Source organism: Bacillus sp. TH25 (assembly GCF_016650935.1).
Lineage (GTDB): Bacteria > Bacillota > Bacilli > Bacillales > Bacillaceae_G > Bacillus_A > Bacillus_A mycoides.
Window position 1 is genome coordinate 521,119 of the sequence record NZ_JAEKEU010000009.1, and the last position, 20,111, is coordinate 541,229.

The window sequence follows — 20,111 nt, forward strand, 5'->3', positions numbered from 1 at the left end:
CTTCTTTTTTATTGTAAAATAAATAAAGTTCACTTTACATTTCATATGAATCTTAATTTTAAATTTTTCTTTACAAAAATTATCATTTTACTGGAGGTATATTTACAAATGCAATTAGACCGTGTTGATCGAAAAATTTTAAATGAATTATATAATGATAGCCGCCTTTCGATGCGTGAATTAGCAAAACGAGTAAACTTATCGGCTCCGTCTACTACAGAACGTGTACGTAAACTTGAAAGTGAAGGGATTATTCAAAAATACACAATCGATATCAATTATAAAAAAGCAGGACTTGTTTTAGATTGTATTTTAGAAATCACTTTAAAAAATGGTGATACAACACGTATGCAACAGTTTATTCAGTCTTATCCATCTGCAAGTTTTTGTTACCGAGTAACAGGAAGCTTATGCTACATTGTAAAAATCTCTGTTCCTTCACTCGTTGAACTTGAAGAATTTATCAATGATGTTTCTTCATATGCAACGACAGTTTCTCATATCGTATTATCAGAAGTAGCTCTTACTCCGGACATTGAACATATATTCCCAGAAGATTAATTCATCTTTATTCACAAAAAGAGTAAAAACCCCTTACATTAAGAATAAAAATGATATATCATGTATTAAAATACATAAAGTTCGAGAAAGGGGCTTTACATTGAAAATCTGGTTTTATGAAAAAACGGCACAATTAGATGACTTGCTTGGTATTTGGGACAATGTTCCGACCATCCCTCGAATTGGTGAAAAAGTTGAACTTCTAAAAACCGTTCGGATCGTTACAGATATTAAATATGTAAAGAACGGTAATAATTTTCGTGTAGAGATTATTACAAATTAAAAAGTAGCTCTTTAGGAGCTACTTTTTAATTATCTATTATGCGCTTTCTTTATAACAATTTTATCTTCTTCTACAGAAACTGTTACATAATCATTTTCTTCTAACCGAAGCTTATTTACAGCTTCATCAGGTAGTTCTACAGCCATCAATCTATCTGTTACTATCACTTGGCTATATATTTCATTTTCTTCTGATGTATTCACTACTTTTTCTTCATTTATGAAACGAATCGGTGGCACACCAACTTCTTTTACTGTACGCCATTGGTTCCAAGTAAAAGGAATGAACCATAATAAACCGATAATCACAAGACCAATGCCGATCCATAAATTACTTTGTGCTTGTAATTCAGTAATCGAGATTGCGTCACTTCCATCTCCACCTACAAATTGCATACTCGTTGCAATCAAATTATTTAGAGCATGCACAGCAATATTCGTCCATATATTTTTTGTCTTTATGTATAGAAGGCACATAATAACACCGAACATGAAAGCACCGATAACATCAAAATGTCCTAGTCCAAAAATAAGAGAGGATATAATAACCGCTCGTTTAATCCCCCATTTGTAAGCCATTCGCTGCAAGAAAAAACCTCTAAAAATAACCTCTTCCATTATTGGGGCTAATACACATGCTGAAATGAAAGTAAATACCGTCATGTATATGTTACTCGTATTAATTACATTTCCATCTTCTAACATGGTAACTAAGAAATTAGGTAAAGTATGTGCTAAAATATAAAATTGAATTTGGGATATACCGACTGCAAAAATCATTCCCATGATCGTTGCTAATACAATTAACCCCCAATGTAAACGTCCAGGCTTATCAAAAAAGCTTTTAAAAACAACATTATTTTTACTTGTTTTTAAATATAGCCACAATAGTGGAAATGCAAAAAATATTGATATTTGTGACAGCAACTCTATCGTATTGTCAGAAGCACCTGATAACCTTAATGGAATCATCGTCAGGAACATCCCTATAATCATCCATCCAAAAAAACTACGTAGCCTTATACGTGAAAATGCATGTTGCATATTGAACACCTCCAGAGATGATATAAAGTGAAACTTTAATCAGTGTTTTATGGATAGCCCTTCTCCACAAATAGCCGAATAACTAAATTATAATATGAATATAGTTGAAAATTTTCCTATTTTTCTCAGATTCTTTCAAACAACATATCTATTAAAACGACTTCATTGATAAACGTATTGCTATAATTGACATGTTATTTTTAAGTTCAGTTACTACAATTCAAGTAGTATAGAATTTAGCTGATCTATTTATGGGTGTTATAGCAGTCTTCAGCTTAGTGACAGCTATACCCTTTAATAAATATGTATTCGCTGCATTTTATAAACCAAAAGAAGCTGAAAAAGACCCGATATTTTACGCTGGCAGCATCTCTAGCTTAAAAATACAGAATGCAACGTGAAACGATTGAAGAAAGAACTAGTTAATAAAAATCCCCGTGTTAACGGGGATTTTTTCTATTATAATACGTCACGTTTTTGGAATAATACACTTGATGCTACAAGTAATACAGCAAAGTATGCAACTACAAGTAATAATGAAGTTGTAAACGTAAATTCTGTAAATGGTGGTTCTACTCCGCCACTTACTAATTTATTGCTGTCGTACACACTTAAATTTAAATGCGAGAATACAACAAACTTTGCAACACCTTTAGCAAACATCATAAGCACCATTGTAATTGCACTTTGTAAGAAGAATAAGAACAACGAAATAATTAATGGTAATACAGAATTTCTAAATACATTAGCTAAGCAAAATGAAAGAGTTGCAAAGAAGAACGGTGAAAGTACTTGATATAAAATGGACTTCATTACGATTCCTAACGTTACTCCTGTTTTACTACCATCCATTACAATCCCGCCAATAATCATTGAGATTAACGTGCTAGCAAATATGATAAATAATATAGTAAGTAACACTGTAATATATTTAGAGAACAAAACTGTAATTCGTTTTCTCGGACGGATTAATAACTGCTTAATTGTACCTTTTTGGAACTCATCAGTAATTGTACGAGACGCAATCGTAATTCCAAAAATTGTTGCAAATAAGGTAATTAAACCAATCTCTGAACTTACAAAATCTAAATATGATCCTTTAAACTCATTTCCTCCTCCCCATTTTAGCATCGCTAAAACTCCCAAAATCTCCAATGCTGCAATTACACCTATTAAAATGTACATACCTTTTTTCGCATGTAACTTTAAAAATTCATTTTGAATTAATTTAAACATTACGCTTTCACTCCCCCTGTAATCGCTAAGAACTCATCCTCTAACGTTTTATTTTGAACAGTAACACCGTATACGAGTACATCAGCATTCACTAACTGTTTTACAATTTGCGGAATCTCTTCTTTCATTACAGATGCCACAGCTACATTTCCTTGTACTTTACCTTTAATAATTTCGTTCGCTTTTTGAACTTGATCTACTTCAAATGCAACTACAACTGTTTCATCATGCTTCGCTTGTTCATGTAAGTTATACTCTTGTACAAACTCACCTTGCTTTATAATAACTACGCGATCACACATTAATTCAATTTCACTTAATAAATGACTTGATACAATGACTGCAATATTTTCTTCTTTCGCTAATCGTTGTAAATAATCACGAATTTGGCGAATACCAGCTGGATCTAATCCATTTGTCGGTTCATCTAAAATTAAGATTTTCGGCTGATGAAGTAACGCCTGCGCAATTCCTAAACGCTGTTTCATACCAAGTGAGTATGTTTTCACCTTTTTATGAATCGCATGCTCTAATTCAACAAGCTTTACAATTTCAGCGATGCGCTCTTTACTAATTGGGGTAATCGCCATGTTCGCAAAATGCTTTAAATTTTGCATTCCAGTCATATAATCATATAGCTCGGGATTTTCTACAATCGCTCCAATTTGCTCTAGCGCCTTTTCACGCTCTGTGCGAATACTATGGCCACAAATTGTAATATCGCCTTCTGTCATAGAAATAAGACCTGTCATCATACGAATTGTCGTCGTCTTACCGCTACCGTTCGGTCCAAGGAATCCGTATACTTCTCCTTCTTGAACCTCAAATGATAAGCCCCGAATAATTTCTGTCTTACCAATCTTTTTTCGAACATTTTCTAATTTCACTACTACGTTTCCCAATGCTGACTCCTCCTTTAGACTTCTAGTTTTTTGTCGATGATACGACCTGTTATATAAACAAGTAAAATAAATATACCTATGGAAAAACTAAGACTATATAAATTCATAAGTTTTTCTGGATATAACATCACATCTACATCTGATGATTCATCTATATATACTAACTTTGTTATTAAAGGCACTATAGGAGCCAGTCCACCCAACATCCCATATATAATGCTCATCACTTTTGTTACTAGTAAAAATAAGAAAAATACAATCGTATACTCTAGCTTCTTCTTTTTCAAAGAAAACATTTTAACACTAGCTACTGCAAAAAGTAATACAAGCAATATGCTAGATAATTTAAATACATATAACATAGTACTAAAGAGGTGCTTTAATGGATTTAATACACTTTGGGTAAATAACACTTCATAGAGCTCTGTACCTTTTATTATTTTCATAGAAATACCATATAAAAAAATAGAACCTATTACTTCAAAAACAAGGAAACTAATTGCAGTATAGGAAACTACTGCTAAAACAATCTTTTTACCTGATGTCGGCGTTAACCGAAATAATGTACTTTCAGTCATTTTTCCAAATGCAGACATCGCCTGAATAAATATCAATGCTATAAAAATTATATATACTAAGATGACTAAGGAAACTATAATTATTTGCCTTATCTCTCCTGATTCTTGCTTAATATAATTTCCCAAGCTTACGAAAGCGACAGCTACAACGAATATAAATGATAATAATGAAATAATAATTTGCTTTTTATTCACATTGTACATATATATTAAGCTCGACTTCACCTACTAAACACCTCCTTAAACACATCCGTAACAGCTTTTCCTCGTTGGAAACGTAACTCCTCTACATTTTCGTGAAGTACAATTTCTCCATCTTTTAAAAAGATTACTTCATCAAAAATATTTTCAACTTCATTTATTAAATGAGTTGAGATTAGTATCGTACAATCTTCTCTATAAAATTGTAGAATGAGATCCAATACGTGCTCTCTAGAAACGAGATCAATCCCGCCAAGTGGTTCATCCAGTACGTATAACTTCGCTTTTCGAGAAAATGTTAAAATGATTTGCAGCTTCTCAATCATCCCTTTTGACAATGCTTTAATTTTTTCTTCTAACGGTATTTTGAATTCCACAATCGTATCTACTGCTTTTTGAATATCGAAGTCTTTATAAAAATCTCTATAGAAAAATAAAGCATCTTTTACAGTCATCCAATCATCAAAGACTGGCTTATCGGACATAAATGAAACGATTTTTTTCGTCTCTAATCCTACCTTTTTACCATCTATTGTAATACTACCTTCAGAAGGGTGCTGCAAGCCTGCAATCATTTTCAATAACGTCGTTTTCCCGCTCCCGTTATCTCCAACAAGCCCAACGATTTTCCCTTCTGTAATCTCTATGTTTAATTCCCGGATTACTGCTTTCAATCCGTATCGCTTCCATAGATTTTCTATTTTTAATAGCTCTGTCATTCGTTCTCCTCCCGTTTCTTATTTAATGAAGAACTAAGAATTGAAAGAATTTCTTCTTCTGAAAAACCTAAATTGTCCATTCCATTTATAAAAGAATGAAGTAATTCTTTCGCCATATCTTTTCGCAGCTCCATAATTTTCTCCCCTTCATTCGTCACATATCGCCCCATTCCTCTACGTGTTACAACAACTCCATCCCGTTCTAGTTCTTGAAATGTGCGTTGAATCGTATTTGGATTTACTTGTAATTCACTCGCTAATTCACGTACGGAGGGAATTTTATCGCCAGGCAATAAATGACCCGTTACAATTTCTTTCTTTGTGTATTCCATTACCTGAATGTAAATTGGTGTATTTGGAGAAAACTCGATTTTCATTTCTCCCCTCCTGTCTTAGTGTGTTAGTTAAATAGTACACTAAGACAAATTATATGTAAATACTCAACAACAAAAAATGTAATAAAAAGGCAGTGTAACTTTTCGTTACACTGCCTTCCTGTAATAAAATACAGGTAAATCTATTCTAATTATAGTTTCAATCGTTTGAATTCACATATAACCTTATGCGAAATTTATTTTACTTTTACTTGAGTTAGCACAGATTTAAACGTATTAATAACTGTATCTACTTCTTCATAACTAATTGTAAGGGATGGTTCAATACGAATTGTTTTTGAGTTAATTAATGTTCCCGCAACAAGAATACCTTGATCAAACATCGCCTTTGACACTTCATAACCAATCTCGTCTTTATGGAATTCAATCCCAATCATTAAACCTTGACCACGAATTTCAAAGATTTTATCTTCGTGCCCTTCTGCAGCTTGTTTCAATCCATTTAAGAAATACTCCCCAACTTCCATAGCTCGTTCCGGTAATTTCTCTTCCAATAATACATGGATTGTTGCAATTGCAGCAGCACATGCAAGAGGATTTCCTCCAAATGTCGTTGTATGCATAAATGGATTTTCAAACCAACTTTTGAATACTGTTTCTTTCGCAACAATAGCTCCCGCTGGCATTACACCTCCACCAAACGCCTTCGCAAGACAAATAATATCCGGCACTACATCATATAATTCTGCAGCAAACATTTTTCCTGTACGTCCCATTCCAGTTTGTACTTCATCAAAAATAAGGAGTGATCCAAACTCATCACAAAGCTCTCGTACTTGTTTCAAATAATTTTCTGGAGGTAAAATAATACCGCCCTCTCCTTGAATTGGTTCTAAAATAACTGCTGCAACATCTTCTCCTACTAATGCACATGTCTCAAATGTTTTTCTCATCATCTCAATATCGCCAAATGGAACGTGGCGAAAACCTGGAATCAATGGTAAGAATGGCTTACGGAACATTCCTTTTGCCGTTCCGGATAAGGAACCAAGACTCTTACCATGGAAGGCACGAGTTGTAGCAATGAACGTTGTTCGTTCACTATACATTTTTGCTAGTTTTAGTGCTGCCTCCACACTTTCTGTACCACTGTTTGTAAAGAAGGCATATTTCAAATCACCAGGTGTAATATCCGCTAAAATCTTTGCAAGCATTGCTCGAAGTGGATCCAGTAAATCCTGACTGTGCAATGCTTGACGTTTTAATTGATCTGTCACAGCTTTTACCACTTTCGGATTACGGTGACCAACATTATAAATTCCGAATCCACCTAAACAATCAATATATCTTTTACCGTTAATATCCATGAAACAAGATCCTTCATCTGACCATTCTACTGCTGCAAATTGTCCATCTTTTGTTACTGTTTTTCTATAAGCAAGAAAACCAGGATTCACATGCTCTCTAAATCCGTCTACTGTTTCTTTTTGAATCCAATTTGCCTCTTCTTCAGATACTTTTTCTTTTTCAATTAACTGTAGTACTTTCGTAATATACTCATTTATATTTGAACCTTTTACATCTTTCTCATTCAATTTATTTTCTACGTTCGTTCCCATCTAATTCACTCCTACATTTTTTTTATTTGCAAACCAGCCTATTGGTTCTACTTCTAGATTTATATTAATCTGCTTAATTTCTTGAAATTCTTCTAAACCAAACGTTCCTAGACTACGACCTATACCACTTTGCTTATATCCGCCCCAAGGTGCCTCATTATATGTTGGATGATAACTATTAATCCACGTAATTCCTGCGCGAAGTTTGCGAATCACACGCATTGCTTTTGCACCATCGACTGTAAATACTCCTCCAGCCAAACCATAGTCTGTACCGTTTGCCAACTCAATTGCTTCCTGTTCGTCTTTAAACTTTTGAATTACTACAACAGGACCGAAGATTTCTTCCTGGACAATACGCATATCAGGTTTTACATTGACAAAGACTGTTGGTTCAATAAAGAAACCATCACCTTTTCCATCCTCCATTATTCGTCTACCTCCGCAAGCAACGTTTGCACCTTCGTCTTTCCCAATTTCAATATAACGTAATACTTTTTCCATATGTTCTTGACTTACAAGTGGCCCCATTTCTGATTCTGGATTATCACCAGGCCCAACATTAATTTGCTGTGCTCGCTCTACAAAACTATTAACAAATTTATCATAAATATTTTCTTCGACAAGGATTCTTGATCCAGCTGAACATACTTGTCCGCTACCTGCATAAATACCGAATAGAGCATAATCAATAGCGGTCTCAAAATCTGCATCTGCAAAAATAATATTTGGAGATTTCCCTCCGAGTTCTAACGAAATCTTTTTCATATTATCAGCCGCTGTTCTCATAATGTGCTTACCTGTTTTTGTTCCACCTGTGAAGGAAATCATATCCACTTTATTACTCGCTGCAATTTCATTTCCTACTATTGGACCAGCCCCCATTACCATATTGGCAACACCTTTTGGTAGCCCTACTTTTTCAAGGATTTCGAATAGCTTTGTTGCAGTGATTGGTGTCACTTCAGAAGGTTTAAACACAATTGTATTTCCAGCTGCTAAAGCAGGTGCAATTTTCCATACACTCATCAATAGCGGATAATTCCATGGAACAATTAATCCACAAACACCAACTGGCTCTCTTACAACCATCGCTTGCATCGGATCGGCTACATGATATGTTTGACCATCTGGCTTTGTAATCAATCCGGCATAATAGCGAAAACAAGCCGCTGCATCTCCAATATCTCCTTCTGCCTCACGATACGTTTTTCCATTATCCATTGTTTCAAGGTATACTAATTCTTCCATATTTTTATCAATTTCATCTGCTATTTTAAATAAATATGATGCCCTTTCAGCAGTGGATGTTGCTGACCAAATTCCGCTATCGAAAGCCGTTCTTGCCACTTCTATCGCGTATTTTGCATCCTCAATCGTTCCCTCAGGTGCATATGCTATACCCTTGCCATTCGCAGGGTTAATAATCGTTCTTTTCTCTTGATTACTAGACTCTCTCCATTCACCGTTTACATACATTTTTAAATCTAGCACTATATTGAATCCCCCTTCATCGATCGTTTATATATTTATAAGCAATTTTCATGCCAATATTTAAAATCCAAAGGAATCATACATAAACTGACTATTTTCTTAAAAACAATAAACAATTTATGCACTCTCGCATACACTATTCCATTTTGCATAAAACGGAATGTTAATCATTTCCGCTACCGCCTTCACCACGCGGGACTTGACTCCTAGAGAATATGCACATGCTGAGCGCACACAAAAAGGAGAAGTCTATGTGACCTTCTCCTTTTTTAGGAATAAGAGATGATATCAGCCGCTATCCCTTTTTCACTAACAATTTTTTGATATTTACGACTCACTGAAGATTGGCTGATTCCAAGAGCTTTTGCAGCCTTAGTCGTTGTTTTATACTGCTTCATTGCAAGTAAAATCAATTGTTCTTCTACAGAATGTAGTGCTTCTTGTAATGGTAATACTCTTGTAATAACTGGTTTTGATTTTTTAAAGTCATAACCAGTTGTTAAAAACTTACTAACAAACTCCGCTTCAATTACTGGATCGTCTGCTGATACTACTAAACGTTCAATCATATTTTGTAATTCACGTACATTTCCTGGCCATGAGTAAAACTCTAGTAAGCTAAGCGCATCTGGAGTTAAATGATAATTTTTATTATATTTTTCATTTAACTGTTGCAAGAAATGAAAGGCAAGTACCGGAACATCTTCCATTCGCTCTCGTAGAGGAGGCACTCGCAACGGAATTACATTTAGCCGATAAAACAAATCTTCACGGAATGTTCCAGATTCCACCATCTTTTCAAGACTCTTATTTGTAGCGGCAATAATTTGTACATTTATTTTCGTAGGAATTGTACTTCCAATAGGAATTACTTCTTGTTCTTGCAAGACTCTAAGCAATTTCACTTGCAAATGTAAAGGCATTTCTCCAATTTCATCTAAAAATAAAATACCTTGATCCGCCCGCTTAAAATATCCTTCTTTTCCATTTTTATCGGCTCCTGTAAAAGCACCTTTCGTATAACCAAATAGTTCACTTTCTAGCAAAGTTTCTGGAATTGCACCACAATTTAATTTTAAAAATGGCTTTGAAGATCGGTTTCCAAGTTGATGAATTGCCTGAGCAATTACTTCTTTTCCGACGCCAGATTCTCCAGAAATAAGAACATTGGAAGAAAAATCTGCTATTTTTTTAGCTTGGTTAATAATTTGCTCCATTTTCGGACTACAGTAAATAAGCTTCTTAAGAAAACGATCTTTATTTTTAAAATCATCTAACTCCTTCTTATATTGCTCTGATATCTTCTTTATTTCATGTAATTCCGTCTTCAACCTTGTTGCTTCGGTAATATCCCTTGAGGCAATAATAATACGATGAAGCTCTCCGTTTTCATTAAATACAGGGTTTCCAACTGCTAATATTTTTCTTCCGCTTTTTGTTTCTTGTACAACTGATACCTTTTTTTGTTTTTCCAACACTAATCGCGTAACAGACGGACTGAATAATCCTTTATTTTCTAATTCTAAAAGATTTTTTCCTAAAAGGTCTTTCAAACTCCCCCCCCAAAAATCATTGATAACAGTTTCACTATAACGAATTAATTCCCCTTTATGATTAACAACTAATATTTCATCATAAATACTAGACAAGATTGCATGTAAATCTTCATTTAAATCCTTTATATATTCAATTTCCATCGCCATGTCCTCGACCATCGGCAAATCTTGCACAATAATAACCATTCCTTCAATACTTTGATCAAAGTTTGGAATTGGACTATAGTCAACTAATACACCCATCTCATTTGTGATTTGTAATTGATTCAAGATCGTTTTTCCCGTTGTAAATACGTTATTAATGTGCTCTTCGTTAAAAATCAGTTTTGCTGGTACATTCATAACTTTTTCAGGAGTCGATTTAATCATCTTCAAACCAGACTCATTGCAATTTACAATTTTCTTTTCACGATCTACTACAAAAATCCCCATTGGAATAGACGTTAAAATAATTTTTAATATATCAACACTCTGATTTTCTTGTTTAAATAGTTCCGCAAAAACATCCTCTCTTCTTATATATCCTGTTAGCTCATCCATTTCATTTTTTACTATCGCAATCGGCGCTCCAATAATTTGAAAAAGAGCTGTTAAAGAAATATCTTTACTAAGATGACATATTGTATCTAGTGAAACAGCATTTGAAAGCAATACCTTAGCAGTTAATCCCTTACTATTTGATAGCAGATCCTTCACATGAACGTATGCAAATAATTTCTCTTCTCTTTTTAAAAATAGAAAAGATTCTTTTATATTTTCAACATCTATATTCCATTCCTTTTCAGATTGATCGATAGATAGAGAAACAATAGGTCTAATTTTTTTATGAGCAATGGAAAACATTCTGCTATTCCTCCTTTGAACTATGTAATTTGTATTGTATCATTAAATACAGATTTTTTTAATTAATCTGAAAATAAAACGTTTTTTCCTTTACTTACTAAAAAAAGGAAGATGAATGCCTCCATCTTCCTCATTGTTCTATCATTAATCACTACCACTAACGAAAAGATCTTCTTGAATGTAAGCTAATACCATACCTGGAATTACTTTATCTCCTGCCTCTACTTCTAAAGATTGAACTTCTCCACTACATCCCATCTTAATTACTTCCAGTTTACCATTCATATCTTTAATAGAGAATAATGGCTCCCATTCATAAATTCGCGAATCCTTATTAATAGACACTTTTTCAATTATTCCATAACACGGACTCGTAATAATATCATAATACACAATCAATCATCCCTTTCTTTTATTCTATTAATATTGTTCTTCTAACCTTTGTGACTGAAGAATCATATAGAAAAAGCTTTGAAGCTCTTCTATATCTTCTACCTCAATTCCTAGCCTTGGTGCCCAATATTGTTCCTCTCCAATATCTTCTTGACTTAATAAAACCATTCTCCCATTTTGAATTGAGGTAACCATCGCTTTTCCAAGAAACTGTTGCGAATACGTAACAGCTATATCGTAACGATGACTATTCGACAAAATGCAATAATAGCCGATTTGTTGTCTCTCCACTTCTTCTAATAAAATATCCAGTTTCATTTGGTCCCTCCTTTAGGTTAAAAATGCAACTAGCATATTAGACGTGCTATTCCTACAACTTTGCAACCACCTTCAATGAAATGATTTTCAAGTTCAACTGTATTTGTTTTCTGCTTGGATTACGACAATAACACCCCGCTTTTATATTTTTACTAATTGTACAAAGCAATAATTGTGCCAAATGAAAATACTATATTGATCATCATTTATCAGCCATACTCCCTAGACTTGCCCCTCTTCCTTATGAATCGTTGAATGAATTATGCAATACTGCATTGGTTACATGATCTTCAAAGCAAAAGACATCGGATCCATTCCCGATGTCTTTTGCTTTTTTATCCCGCTATTTGTGGGCAGTAAAACTCCCACCTCAAAATTCGGCTGGAGCAAAGAAGTTAGGTGGGAGCCCCGCTGCCCGTAAACGCCCGATTGATGAGGGCTAATAATCGGCGGGGGATGAACACCCCCCCCACTGATTATAGTTTCACTTTATATTTCCTGTACTTCTTCAAAATGCATTTGCGGAGGAGCTGAACGGAACATATTTGTAACATATAGAAGGTACCCAATTCCAATAGCAGCCCAGCAAAGTCCCAAAATAAGTGAATGGATATTGAGATTAAACCATAGTACGGCTACAGTAGCAGCACCCAAAATAGGCATAACTAGGTAATTTAAGAAATCTTTTATCGTTTTATATCTTTTTTTCTTGATTATATAGTAAGAAATCACAGACAAATTAACAAATGTAAATGCAATAAGCGCTCCAAAGTTAATAAGAGATGCTGCTGTTTCTAAATCAATGAATATAGCGAAGAGCGAAATAATTCCTACAAAAATAATATTATATACTGGAGTTCGCCAGCGAGGATGAATGTATCCGAATATTTTCTTCGGAATTACATTATCTCGCCCCATTACGTATAGTAACCTGGATACACTTGTATGAGAAGCTAAACCGGACGCAAGTGTCCCCATAAGGGTTCCTACTAAAAAGAAAGCTTGAAATAATTTCCCACCAACATATAGTGCAATTTCTGGAGATGCTGATTCTTGATTTTTAAATACAGATGTATCTGGAAACATAGATTGTGTAAAATACGTAGTAGTAATGAATAAAACTCCGCCGATTAAAGCAGTAAGAAAAATAGCTCGAGGAATTGTTTTTTTGGCGTTTGGTGTCTCTTCTGAAAATGTAGTTACTGCATCAAAACCTAAAAATGAGAAACAAAGAATTGTTGCACCTGCAACTAACGGTGATATTTGTATATCTGATTGAAAAAACGGCTGAATGGAAAAAACTTCTCCTGTTCCCTCTCCCGCTAATAAGCCTTTTATAACTAGAAAAACAAATACGGCCATTACTAACACCTGAAATATTACTAAGAACGTATTGAAATTAGCAGTAACATTTACGCTAATCATATTTATTAATGTAACCAGGAGAACAAAGCCAATGACCCATACCCAACTAGGAACACTTGGGAAAAATGCTGACATATAAATTCTCGTTAATAGTGCGTTCACCATTGGTAGAAACAAATAATCCAATAACGCGGACCATCCAACAAGAAACCCAAGCCTTGCACTAATTGTCTTCTGTGTATACGTATAAGCAGATCCAGCGGTAGGAAAAACCTTTACCATTTTGCCGTAGCTTGCAGCGGTAAACAACATCCCTGCTAATGCAATAAGATAAGCTCCTGGAACATGACCACCCGTTTTTTCAGAAACGATTCCAAATGTATCAAACCCAACCATCGGTGTCATATACCCGACCCCTAGCATAACAATTGACCAAAGCCCTAATGAACGTTTTAAACCAACTACTTTTCCCACCTATCATTCCCCCTACTTTCTCTATCTAATTTCCATTTAAAAATCGACAGTTAAAAGGAAGCGTTTTCAAATAACTGTATATCACACTGGATATTACCTCCCTTTTCTTTACTTTTTAAATATTCATGCAATTTTTAAGCCAAAATTTCTAGCATTTAAAAATTCAATAGTAAAAAGAACATATAGGTGGAGTTTGGTCTCATTTCTTCTCATTTTTTATTCATTTTGGCATAAGTTATTCAATCTCTCATACGACTAAATATGAAAAATAAAACTTTAATCCTTGTTTTTTTATTCCCACTTCCTCAAAAATTGGGCTTTTACAAGATTAAAATATTTCCATGAAATAATAACATTATGTAAACTATTCATAGCAAAAAAGCTGTCTTTTCTATAAAGACAGCTTTTTCTACAACACTATATTAAAAATTGAATACGAAGTCATCGTCTGCTAACTTTTCAACATTCGTTGCTTTTACGTAACCATTTCCTTTTACAGAGAAGAAGTCATGGTTTTTCGTATCTGTACGTAAACCATTTAAAACGATTGGGTTAATTTCTTCTTCCTCAAACTTCGGCTCAAGTCCTAAGTTCATAAGTCCTTTATTCGCATTGTAACGAACGAAACGATTTACATCCTCTACAAGACCGATAGAAGTATAAATTTCTTCTGTATATGCCAATTCAATTTCATACAGTTCCATTAATAACTCTTGCGTTTCCGTTTGTACTTCTTGTTGCTCTTTTGCAGAAAGTTCTGTGAAGATTTGTTGTGCTAAAATACCAACGAATACGCCGTGAATTGACTCGTCACGAATTATTAAGTTAATAATCTCACCACTTGCCGTCAATTTGCCTTGACCTGCTAAGTAAAGTGGATAGAAGAACCCACTATAGAATAAGTAACTTTCTAAGAACACACTTGCTACCATTGCCATGTATAACTCTTTTTTCGTTACTTCAGGCTTTAATAAACGACGATAGTAACTAGTAACAATACCAGCTTTTTTCTCAAGTAATGGATGGTTATCTACCCATTCAAAAATATCATCAATTTCTTCTTCAGTAGCTAACGTTGTGAAAATATGGCTGTAACTCTTCGCATGTACTTCTTCCATAGCGCCCATGAAAGCTAATACACTTTTCGCTTGTAAATTTTCAAGATGAACAAGTACAAGAGGCATCCCTTCGCCGCCTTGTTTCGTATCTAAAAGTGTTAAACCACCTAATACACGCTTATAAGCAATTTGCTCTTCTTTTGATAATTGTGCCCAAGTATTTTTGTCAGAAGACACTGCGATTTCTTCTTCTGTCCAAAACTGAGCGATGTTTTGCTTCCAAAACATTAAACTAAAATCATCTTCTTTTTTGTTCCAGTTTACCGCACGCATTAAATCGCCCCTTCTCTAAATAAACATAAAAAATTGATAACTAAGCATGAGCAGGGTTCAGAAAAACCCTGCTCATAATGTCTCACTTTTTATATTAAACGGTACAAGCCACGCACTCTTCCACGCTTAATTTACGTGTTCTCGTATAATAAAGACTCTTCAAGCCTTTTTTATGTGCATAAATGTAGTAACGTGCTAACTCACGTGTTGAAATATCACTATTAACATAAAGAATGGTACTAATTCCTTGGTCAATATGTTCTTGAACCTCTGCAATTAAATCAATTAATTTAAACTGATTCATATCGTAAGAAGATTTATAGTACCAGAACGTATCTTTTGATAAATACGGCATTGGATAATATGTTGTCGCATTCGCATACGTTCTTGATTCAATTTGACTTACGATTGGCATTACGCTTGAAGTTGCATTTTGAACGTAACTGATCGATTGTGTCGGAGCGATTGCAAGACGATATGAGTTGTATAAACCATTCTTCTGTACTTGCTCTTTTAAACTTGTCCAATCTTCTTTTGTTGGAATATGAATTCCTTCAAATAATTGCTGAACTTTTTCAGTTACTGGGCTGTAATCTGTCGTTTCATACTTTTCAAAGTATGTGCCGTTTGCATAATCAGACTTATCGAAGTCTTTAAATGTCTCGCCTTTTTCTTTAGCGATTTCCATACTTTTCTCAATCGAGTAGTAATTTAACATCATAAAGAATGTACGAGCGAATTCTTTCGCTTCTGCACTTTCATAAGCGATTTTATTTTTTGCTAAATATCCGTGTAAGTTCATTGCTCCAAGTCCAACTGAATGAAGCTCATCATTTGCTTTTTTCACAGTTGGGGCATTCGGAATGATCGTCATATCAGAAACAGCTGTTAAAGCTTCCATTCCCGCATGAACTGCTTCACGAATTTCTTTATTTTCCATTACGTTTACGATATTTAACGATCCTAAGTTACAGTTAATATCACGACGGATAATGTCTTCTGTACCGTAATCATTTATTTCAGAAGTTTCTTGTAGCTGGAAGATTTCTGTCTCGAATGTTCAACCGAGTTCGCTACTCCTCAGTCCGTTGCTCATGCAACTGCTGTATGTCACCATACAGGACAGACTATATCATCACCTACAGCATTACCTGGTTAGGTGCTCCGCTTTTCGAGCGCCAATCGCTTGCGCTCTACTCCCAAATGGGATAGTCGTTAGGCTTTTACTTATCTTAATCTTTCAGAAAGTCTCTTATTACTTTATGTTGTTCAATAACTCTGCTATACAAAATAATAAGATACATTCTGAACTTTTATATTTTCATTCTAAGATAAGATTTAGCACGGTAGGTTACCTCAAACTTGAGGCTTTCCCCGTTTAACGGAGTTTTCGACTAGCATTTCTGCTAGAAGGTGCTACATATTTAACACAAGTTCGACATCTTCACAGTTCCAATATCCTTCAGTGGATGCTGGTTATTTGCATTTGATTTAAACATTAAGTATGGGTAACCAGACTCAAGCTGAATCATAGCAATTTTAATAAGCATATCACGCGCACTAATATCTAGTGGCTTCTTCTTCACTTTCGGATTGCTCATTAATTCATCGTACATTTCGTCGATATCTATATCATCTAAATGTTTTCCGTACTCTTTAAATACTGTATAAGGCGCGAAAACATGGAAAGGTTCGTTTTTCTCAGCAAGCTCAAAGAACTTACTTGGAATGATAATTCCGATTGATAGAGACTGAATACGGCTCTTCTCATCGGCATTTATTTTTTTTGTATCAAGGAATTCTATAATATCCCAATGGAAAATGTTTAAGTATACAGCGCCGGCACCTTTTCGTTGGCCAAGTTGATTCGCATATGAAAACGAATCTTCAAGCAATTTCATAACAGGCACTACACCACTTGCGGCGTTATCAATACCTTTAATTTGCTCACCACGTGCGCGTAGCTTAGATAAGTTTAAAGCTACTCCACCACCGATTTTCGATAATTGCATCGCAGTATTAATGTTAAAACCGATTGAATTTAAGCTATCGTCCATCTCTAACAAGAAACAAGACACCATTTCTCCTCTTCTGCTTCTTCCCGCATTTAAAAAGGTTGGTGTCGCTGGTTGGTAGTTTTGTTTTACAATCATGCTTGCGAATTGTTTTGCCTTCGCAACATCACCGCGTCCTAAGTATAATGACACAATTGCTACACGATCTTCATAGCTTTCTAAGTATTGTTTTTGATCATTCGTTTTTAACGCATAATCTTTATAGAACTTAGATGCTGCCATATAAGATTGGAACTCGAAGTTTTCACCATAAGCGATGTTATAAACTCCTTCTACTTCCTCCAAGCTATACTCGTCCAGAACGTTGTAATAGTAATCATGTTCTTTCATATACTCCATTCGCTCTGCCACGCTATTAAAATGAACGGTATTCTCTCTAGCTTCTTCCATAAAGACTTCTAACGCCTCTTTATCTTTATGAAGCTGATAAAAACCGTCCTGCATTTGCGTGATTTCATTATTCAGTTCAATGTGTCGCAATCTCCCGCACCCTTTCTTTAAAATATTCTACATCATTATTTGTTCCAGATAACTCAAATTTTGATACAATAGGCACTTCATATTTAGTAGAAATTTTGTCAGCACTTGCACCAAACATGTCTCCCCAATTACGATTGCCACTTGCAGATACGCCTTTTAATTTTTCATTATTGCGTTCTAAAAAGTCTAAAACACGTTCCGGTACATTTCCAAAACCTGTTGTATACGTAATAAGAATAAAGTCTTCATCTAATACTAGAGCTTCATCAATTTGAACGGCCGGCATATTTAATTTGTGAATGAAACGCTTCACGTTTCCTGTCATAGAATCATATGCAACTAACATTTCCGACCCTCCCTCTCCAATCTATATTCTCTGTATGTCGTTTCTTGATTTCTCTATATATTGTATTACGTTTCAAAATAAGACACAAGATATATGTATAAATTCTTTCTTTTTTTAACTTTTACTTTTCGACATGACCGTCGATTTTTTTCAATACAAAGACTATGAAACAACATTCTAAAACTCATGTCAATAAAGTGCTTTTCAAAAAAGTTGTCAACGAATTTAACCTTATTTTTAAAAAAGTTACCGATATTTTTTGTCATAAAACAGTAAATGCTGGAGTAATATATTTCTCCAGCATCACGCAAAAAGAACAGATATTAAACGATAATCTGTTCTAACAAACGATTACATTTATCAATTTTACTTTATTAAATATTATACATATTCTTTCGTTCCTCGTTACATACTAAAAGATAACTATTATAGAAAAAGATTATTATTATGGAACTTCAATTTATTTATGAAAAAAATTATTCAGGGTGCTCAATACGCAAAATATCTTTTACAAATATATGATGTGGATTCTCATCTTTATCGAGCATTGTACATACAGGAGCTTCTTCATCAAAGTATACGATCATTCCTTCTACGTACTGATATGTATGTTGAACTTGTACCGTTACTTTAATTTCTACTGCTTGTTCATACGCCCTTTTTATTTTCCGAAGCATTTTTGCTGAACATTTTCGTTTCTCTGGATACATAACCATTCCCATAAACCTATTCCCAGCTCTATCTTTCCACATATAATCCCAATGTGGCAATATGCCTTGTTTAAAATCTCCCATAATTCTCCTCTCCTTTATCTTCTATTTATGAACGTGGTGTTTCTGAATATGTATAAATTACCTGTCCACCGCGCTGTGCGTTCCCGATAATATGTTTAAAATCTTCTCGATTTACAACAACTTCTCTGAACGTATAAAATACATCTTTCGTCGCAACATACTCCTTTATTTCATCATTTTTCAGCTGATCCAAAATTGTATTTGCTAATTGTTTATCCATGTATTTCACCTCTCTGCAATATTTTATTCTATCGCATCTTCTATAGGTCCACAACGGTAAAATTATCCCGTTACTATTATGTAATTCACTTTCATTATTTTTATATCTATATCACTTTATTATATTCGCACTAAATATCATATACTAACATAGCTACTTCTCTATATCAAACTTTTTGATGCCCTGTATAACAAAGTTCCAAATCACTGTTTGATATTTTATTTTATGCTACAATATATATTTAGAACTAGGAGGGATACTATGATTCGGAAAGCAAAAAAGACAGATGCGGTAGAAGTAGCACCTTTATTGTATAACGCTCTGCACGAAATTGCTGAAAAAATCACAGGTAGCACAATTGAAGCAAAAGTAATACTAGGACTTGAAACATGGTTCATAAAAGAAAATAATCGATTGAGCTATGAAAACTGTTTAGTGGCTGAACAAGATGGAAAAGTAGTTGGGGTTATTGTCGTTTATCACGGTAGTGATACTGAACAACTTGATGCACCAATCATACACTATTTAAGAGAACTACATGAAGACGAATCCATTACGTTAGAAAAAGAAGCTGAGCTTGATGAGTATTATATTGACACGTTGTCAGTTTCAAATATGTACAGTGGACGTGGCATTGGCTCTAAATTAATCGATGCAGCTGAACTTCATGCAACTGAAAAAGGGCATGAAAAAATCGCCTTACTTGTTAATTTAGAAAACAAACGCGCTTTTTCACTATATGAAAAACTTGGTTACAAAGAAGATAAAACCGTTATGCTCGTCGGTGAACCGTATGCCCATCTAATAAAACCATTACGGTCATTGGTTTCTATATCTTAAAAGGACAATTCTTTTTTACTTGTTATGTAGAGAAAGAGGCTGCCA

General features: G+C 34.4%; 20 protein-coding genes and 1 pseudogene. 3 read left to right on the top strand and 18 right to left on the bottom strand.

The annotated features are described in order from the left end of the window. The first annotated feature begins 108 nt into the window (after positions 1-108). Positions 109-561 (top strand): Lrp/AsnC family transcriptional regulator, encoded by a 453-nt coding sequence (locus JFT89_RS07235; RefSeq protein ID WP_002011610.1) that lies wholly within the window; start codon positions 109-111, stop codon positions 559-561. A gap of 100 nt (positions 562-661) precedes the next feature. Beyond that, positions 662-844: a DUF3913 family protein gene (locus JFT89_RS07240; protein WP_000707108.1), complete on the top strand. Its 183-nt coding sequence runs from the start codon at positions 662-664 to the stop codon at positions 842-844. 29 nt (positions 845-873) lie between these two features. On the opposite strand, the gene JFT89_RS07245 is transcribed toward JFT89_RS07240, so the two are convergent. From JFT89_RS07245 to JFT89_RS07330, 18 genes and pseudogenes are all read right to left on the bottom strand, one after another. Further along, entirely contained in the window at positions 874-1,887 is a 1,014-nt protein-coding gene (locus JFT89_RS07245) for a CPBP family intramembrane glutamic endopeptidase (RefSeq protein WP_088292755.1), read from the bottom strand. Between the two features lie 459 nt (positions 1,888-2,346). Further along, the gene (locus tag JFT89_RS07250) at positions 2,347-3,123 is read right to left on the bottom strand and encodes an ABC transporter permease (protein ID WP_002064410.1); all 777 of its coding nucleotides are present in this window, start codon (positions 3,121-3,123) and stop codon (positions 2,347-2,349) included. Further along, positions 3,123-4,025: an ABC transporter ATP-binding protein gene (locus JFT89_RS07255; RefSeq protein WP_201039701.1), complete on the bottom strand. Its 903-nt coding sequence runs from the start codon at positions 4,023-4,025 to the stop codon at positions 3,123-3,125. The genes JFT89_RS07250 and JFT89_RS07255 overlap by 1 nt, the downstream gene beginning before the upstream one ends. Positions 4,026-4,039: 14 nt before the next feature. Next, positions 4,040-4,828, bottom strand: coding sequence for an ABC transporter permease (locus JFT89_RS07260; protein ID WP_201039702.1), 789 nt, complete (start codon positions 4,826-4,828; stop codon positions 4,040-4,042). Further along, positions 4,825-5,523, bottom strand: a complete 699-nt coding sequence (locus tag JFT89_RS07265) for an ABC transporter ATP-binding protein (protein WP_201039703.1) — start codon at positions 5,521-5,523, stop codon at positions 4,825-4,827. The genes JFT89_RS07260 and JFT89_RS07265 overlap by 4 nt, the downstream gene beginning before the upstream one ends. Further along, on the bottom strand, positions 5,520-5,900 hold the full coding sequence (locus JFT89_RS07270) for a GntR family transcriptional regulator (protein ID WP_002064403.1): 381 nt from the start codon (positions 5,898-5,900) through the stop codon (positions 5,520-5,522). Before JFT89_RS07270 ends, JFT89_RS07265 begins: the two co-directional genes overlap by 4 nt. Before the next feature lie 194 nt (positions 5,901-6,094). Beyond that, positions 6,095-7,477 carry a putrescine aminotransferase gene (locus JFT89_RS07275; protein ID WP_002064402.1) on the bottom strand — a complete coding sequence of 461 codons (1,383 nt, stop codon included), beginning with the start codon at positions 7,475-7,477 and terminating at the stop codon, positions 6,095-6,097. Next, entirely contained in the window at positions 7,478-8,971 is a 1,494-nt protein-coding gene (locus JFT89_RS07280) for an aldehyde dehydrogenase family protein (RefSeq protein WP_002064401.1), read from the bottom strand. A 269-nt stretch (positions 8,972-9,240) separates the two neighbouring features. Beyond that, positions 9,241-11,370, bottom strand: a complete 2,130-nt coding sequence (locus tag JFT89_RS07285) for a sigma 54-interacting transcriptional regulator (RefSeq protein WP_002064399.1) — start codon at positions 11,368-11,370, stop codon at positions 9,241-9,243. 144 nt (positions 11,371-11,514) lie between these two features. Beyond that, a complete protein-coding gene (locus JFT89_RS07290; RefSeq protein ID WP_002149602.1) occupies positions 11,515-11,763 on the bottom strand; it encodes a biotin/lipoyl attachment domain-containing protein in 249 nt (82 codons plus the stop codon). 27 nt (positions 11,764-11,790) lie between these two features. Next, positions 11,791-12,081, bottom strand: a complete 291-nt coding sequence (locus tag JFT89_RS07295) for an SAV0927 family protein (protein ID WP_002149603.1) — start codon at positions 12,079-12,081, stop codon at positions 11,791-11,793. Positions 12,082-12,570: 489 nt separating this feature from the next. After that, positions 12,571-13,920 (bottom strand): APC family permease, encoded by a 1,350-nt coding sequence (locus tag JFT89_RS07300; protein ID WP_201039704.1) that lies wholly within the window; start codon positions 13,918-13,920, stop codon positions 12,571-12,573. A 422-nt stretch (positions 13,921-14,342) separates the two neighbouring features. After that, positions 14,343-15,311 (bottom strand): class 1b ribonucleoside-diphosphate reductase subunit beta, encoded by a 969-nt coding sequence (gene nrdF, locus JFT89_RS07305; RefSeq protein ID WP_002064394.1) that lies wholly within the window; start codon positions 15,309-15,311, stop codon positions 14,343-14,345. A gap of 94 nt (positions 15,312-15,405) precedes the next feature. Further along, positions 15,406-16,356 (bottom strand): ribonucleotide reductase large subunit, encoded by a 951-nt coding sequence (locus JFT89_RS07310; RefSeq protein ID WP_307838605.1) that lies wholly within the window; start codon positions 16,354-16,356, stop codon positions 15,406-15,408. A 382-nt stretch (positions 16,357-16,738) separates the two neighbouring features. Further along, positions 16,739-17,866, bottom strand: a pseudogene (locus JFT89_RS07315) (ribonucleotide reductase N-terminal alpha domain-containing protein); the annotation flags it as partial. Continuing rightward, positions 17,853-18,212, bottom strand: a complete 360-nt coding sequence (nrdI, locus tag JFT89_RS07320) for a class Ib ribonucleoside-diphosphate reductase assembly flavoprotein NrdI (RefSeq protein ID WP_000959445.1) — start codon at positions 18,210-18,212, stop codon at positions 17,853-17,855. The pseudogene JFT89_RS07315 and the gene nrdI, both read right to left, overlap by 14 nt. Positions 18,213-18,688: 476 nt before the next feature. Continuing rightward, entirely contained in the window at positions 18,689-19,006 is a 318-nt protein-coding gene (locus JFT89_RS07325) for a hypothetical protein (RefSeq protein WP_002064389.1), read from the bottom strand. Positions 19,007-19,031: 25 nt separating this feature from the next. After that, the gene (locus JFT89_RS07330) at positions 19,032-19,226 is read right to left on the bottom strand and encodes a hypothetical protein (RefSeq protein ID WP_002011514.1); all 195 of its coding nucleotides are present in this window, start codon (positions 19,224-19,226) and stop codon (positions 19,032-19,034) included. Positions 19,227-19,487: 261 nt separating this feature from the next. Between JFT89_RS07330 and JFT89_RS07335 the strand changes: the two genes are divergently transcribed. After that, the gene (locus tag JFT89_RS07335) at positions 19,488-20,066 is read left to right on the top strand and encodes a GNAT family N-acetyltransferase (protein WP_002064388.1); all 579 of its coding nucleotides are present in this window, start codon (positions 19,488-19,490) and stop codon (positions 20,064-20,066) included. Positions 20,067-20,111: the final 45 nt, after the last annotated feature.

Bases quoted from the DNA above. Each gene is read 5' to 3' on its own strand.
- JFT89_RS07335 (WP_002064388.1), top strand. From the start codon at position 19,488: ATGATTCGGAAAGCAAAAAAGACAGATGCGGTAGAAGTAGCACCTTTA.
- JFT89_RS07325 (WP_002064389.1), bottom strand. From the start codon at position 19,006: ATGGGAGATTTTAAACAAGGCATATTGCCACATTGGGATTATATGTGG.
- JFT89_RS07265 (WP_201039703.1), bottom strand. From the start codon at position 5,523: ATGACAGAGCTATTAAAAATAGAAAATCTATGGAAGCGATACGGATTG.
- JFT89_RS07330 (WP_002011514.1), bottom strand. From the start codon at position 19,226: ATGGATAAACAATTAGCAAATACAATTTTGGATCAGCTGAAAAATGAT.
- nrdF (WP_002064394.1), bottom strand. From the start codon at position 15,311: ATGCGTGCGGTAAACTGGAACAAAAAAGAAGATGATTTTAGTTTAATG.
- JFT89_RS07250 (WP_002064410.1), bottom strand. From the start codon at position 3,123: ATGTTTAAATTAATTCAAAATGAATTTTTAAAGTTACATGCGAAAAAA.
- JFT89_RS07285 (WP_002064399.1), bottom strand. From the start codon at position 11,370: ATGTTTTCCATTGCTCATAAAAAAATTAGACCTATTGTTTCTCTATCT.
- JFT89_RS07245 (WP_088292755.1), bottom strand. From the start codon at position 1,887: ATGCAACATGCATTTTCACGTATAAGGCTACGTAGTTTTTTTGGATGG.
- JFT89_RS07295 (WP_002149603.1), bottom strand. From the start codon at position 12,081: ATGAAACTGGATATTTTATTAGAAGAAGTGGAGAGACAACAAATCGGC.
- JFT89_RS07275 (WP_002064402.1), bottom strand. From the start codon at position 7,477: ATGGGAACGAACGTAGAAAATAAATTGAATGAGAAAGATGTAAAAGGT.
- JFT89_RS07270 (WP_002064403.1), bottom strand. From the start codon at position 5,900: ATGAAAATCGAGTTTTCTCCAAATACACCAATTTACATTCAGGTAATG.
- JFT89_RS07235 (WP_002011610.1), top strand. From the start codon at position 109: ATGCAATTAGACCGTGTTGATCGAAAAATTTTAAATGAATTATATAAT.
- nrdI (WP_000959445.1), bottom strand. From the start codon at position 18,212: ATGTTAGTTGCATATGATTCTATGACAGGAAACGTGAAGCGTTTCATT.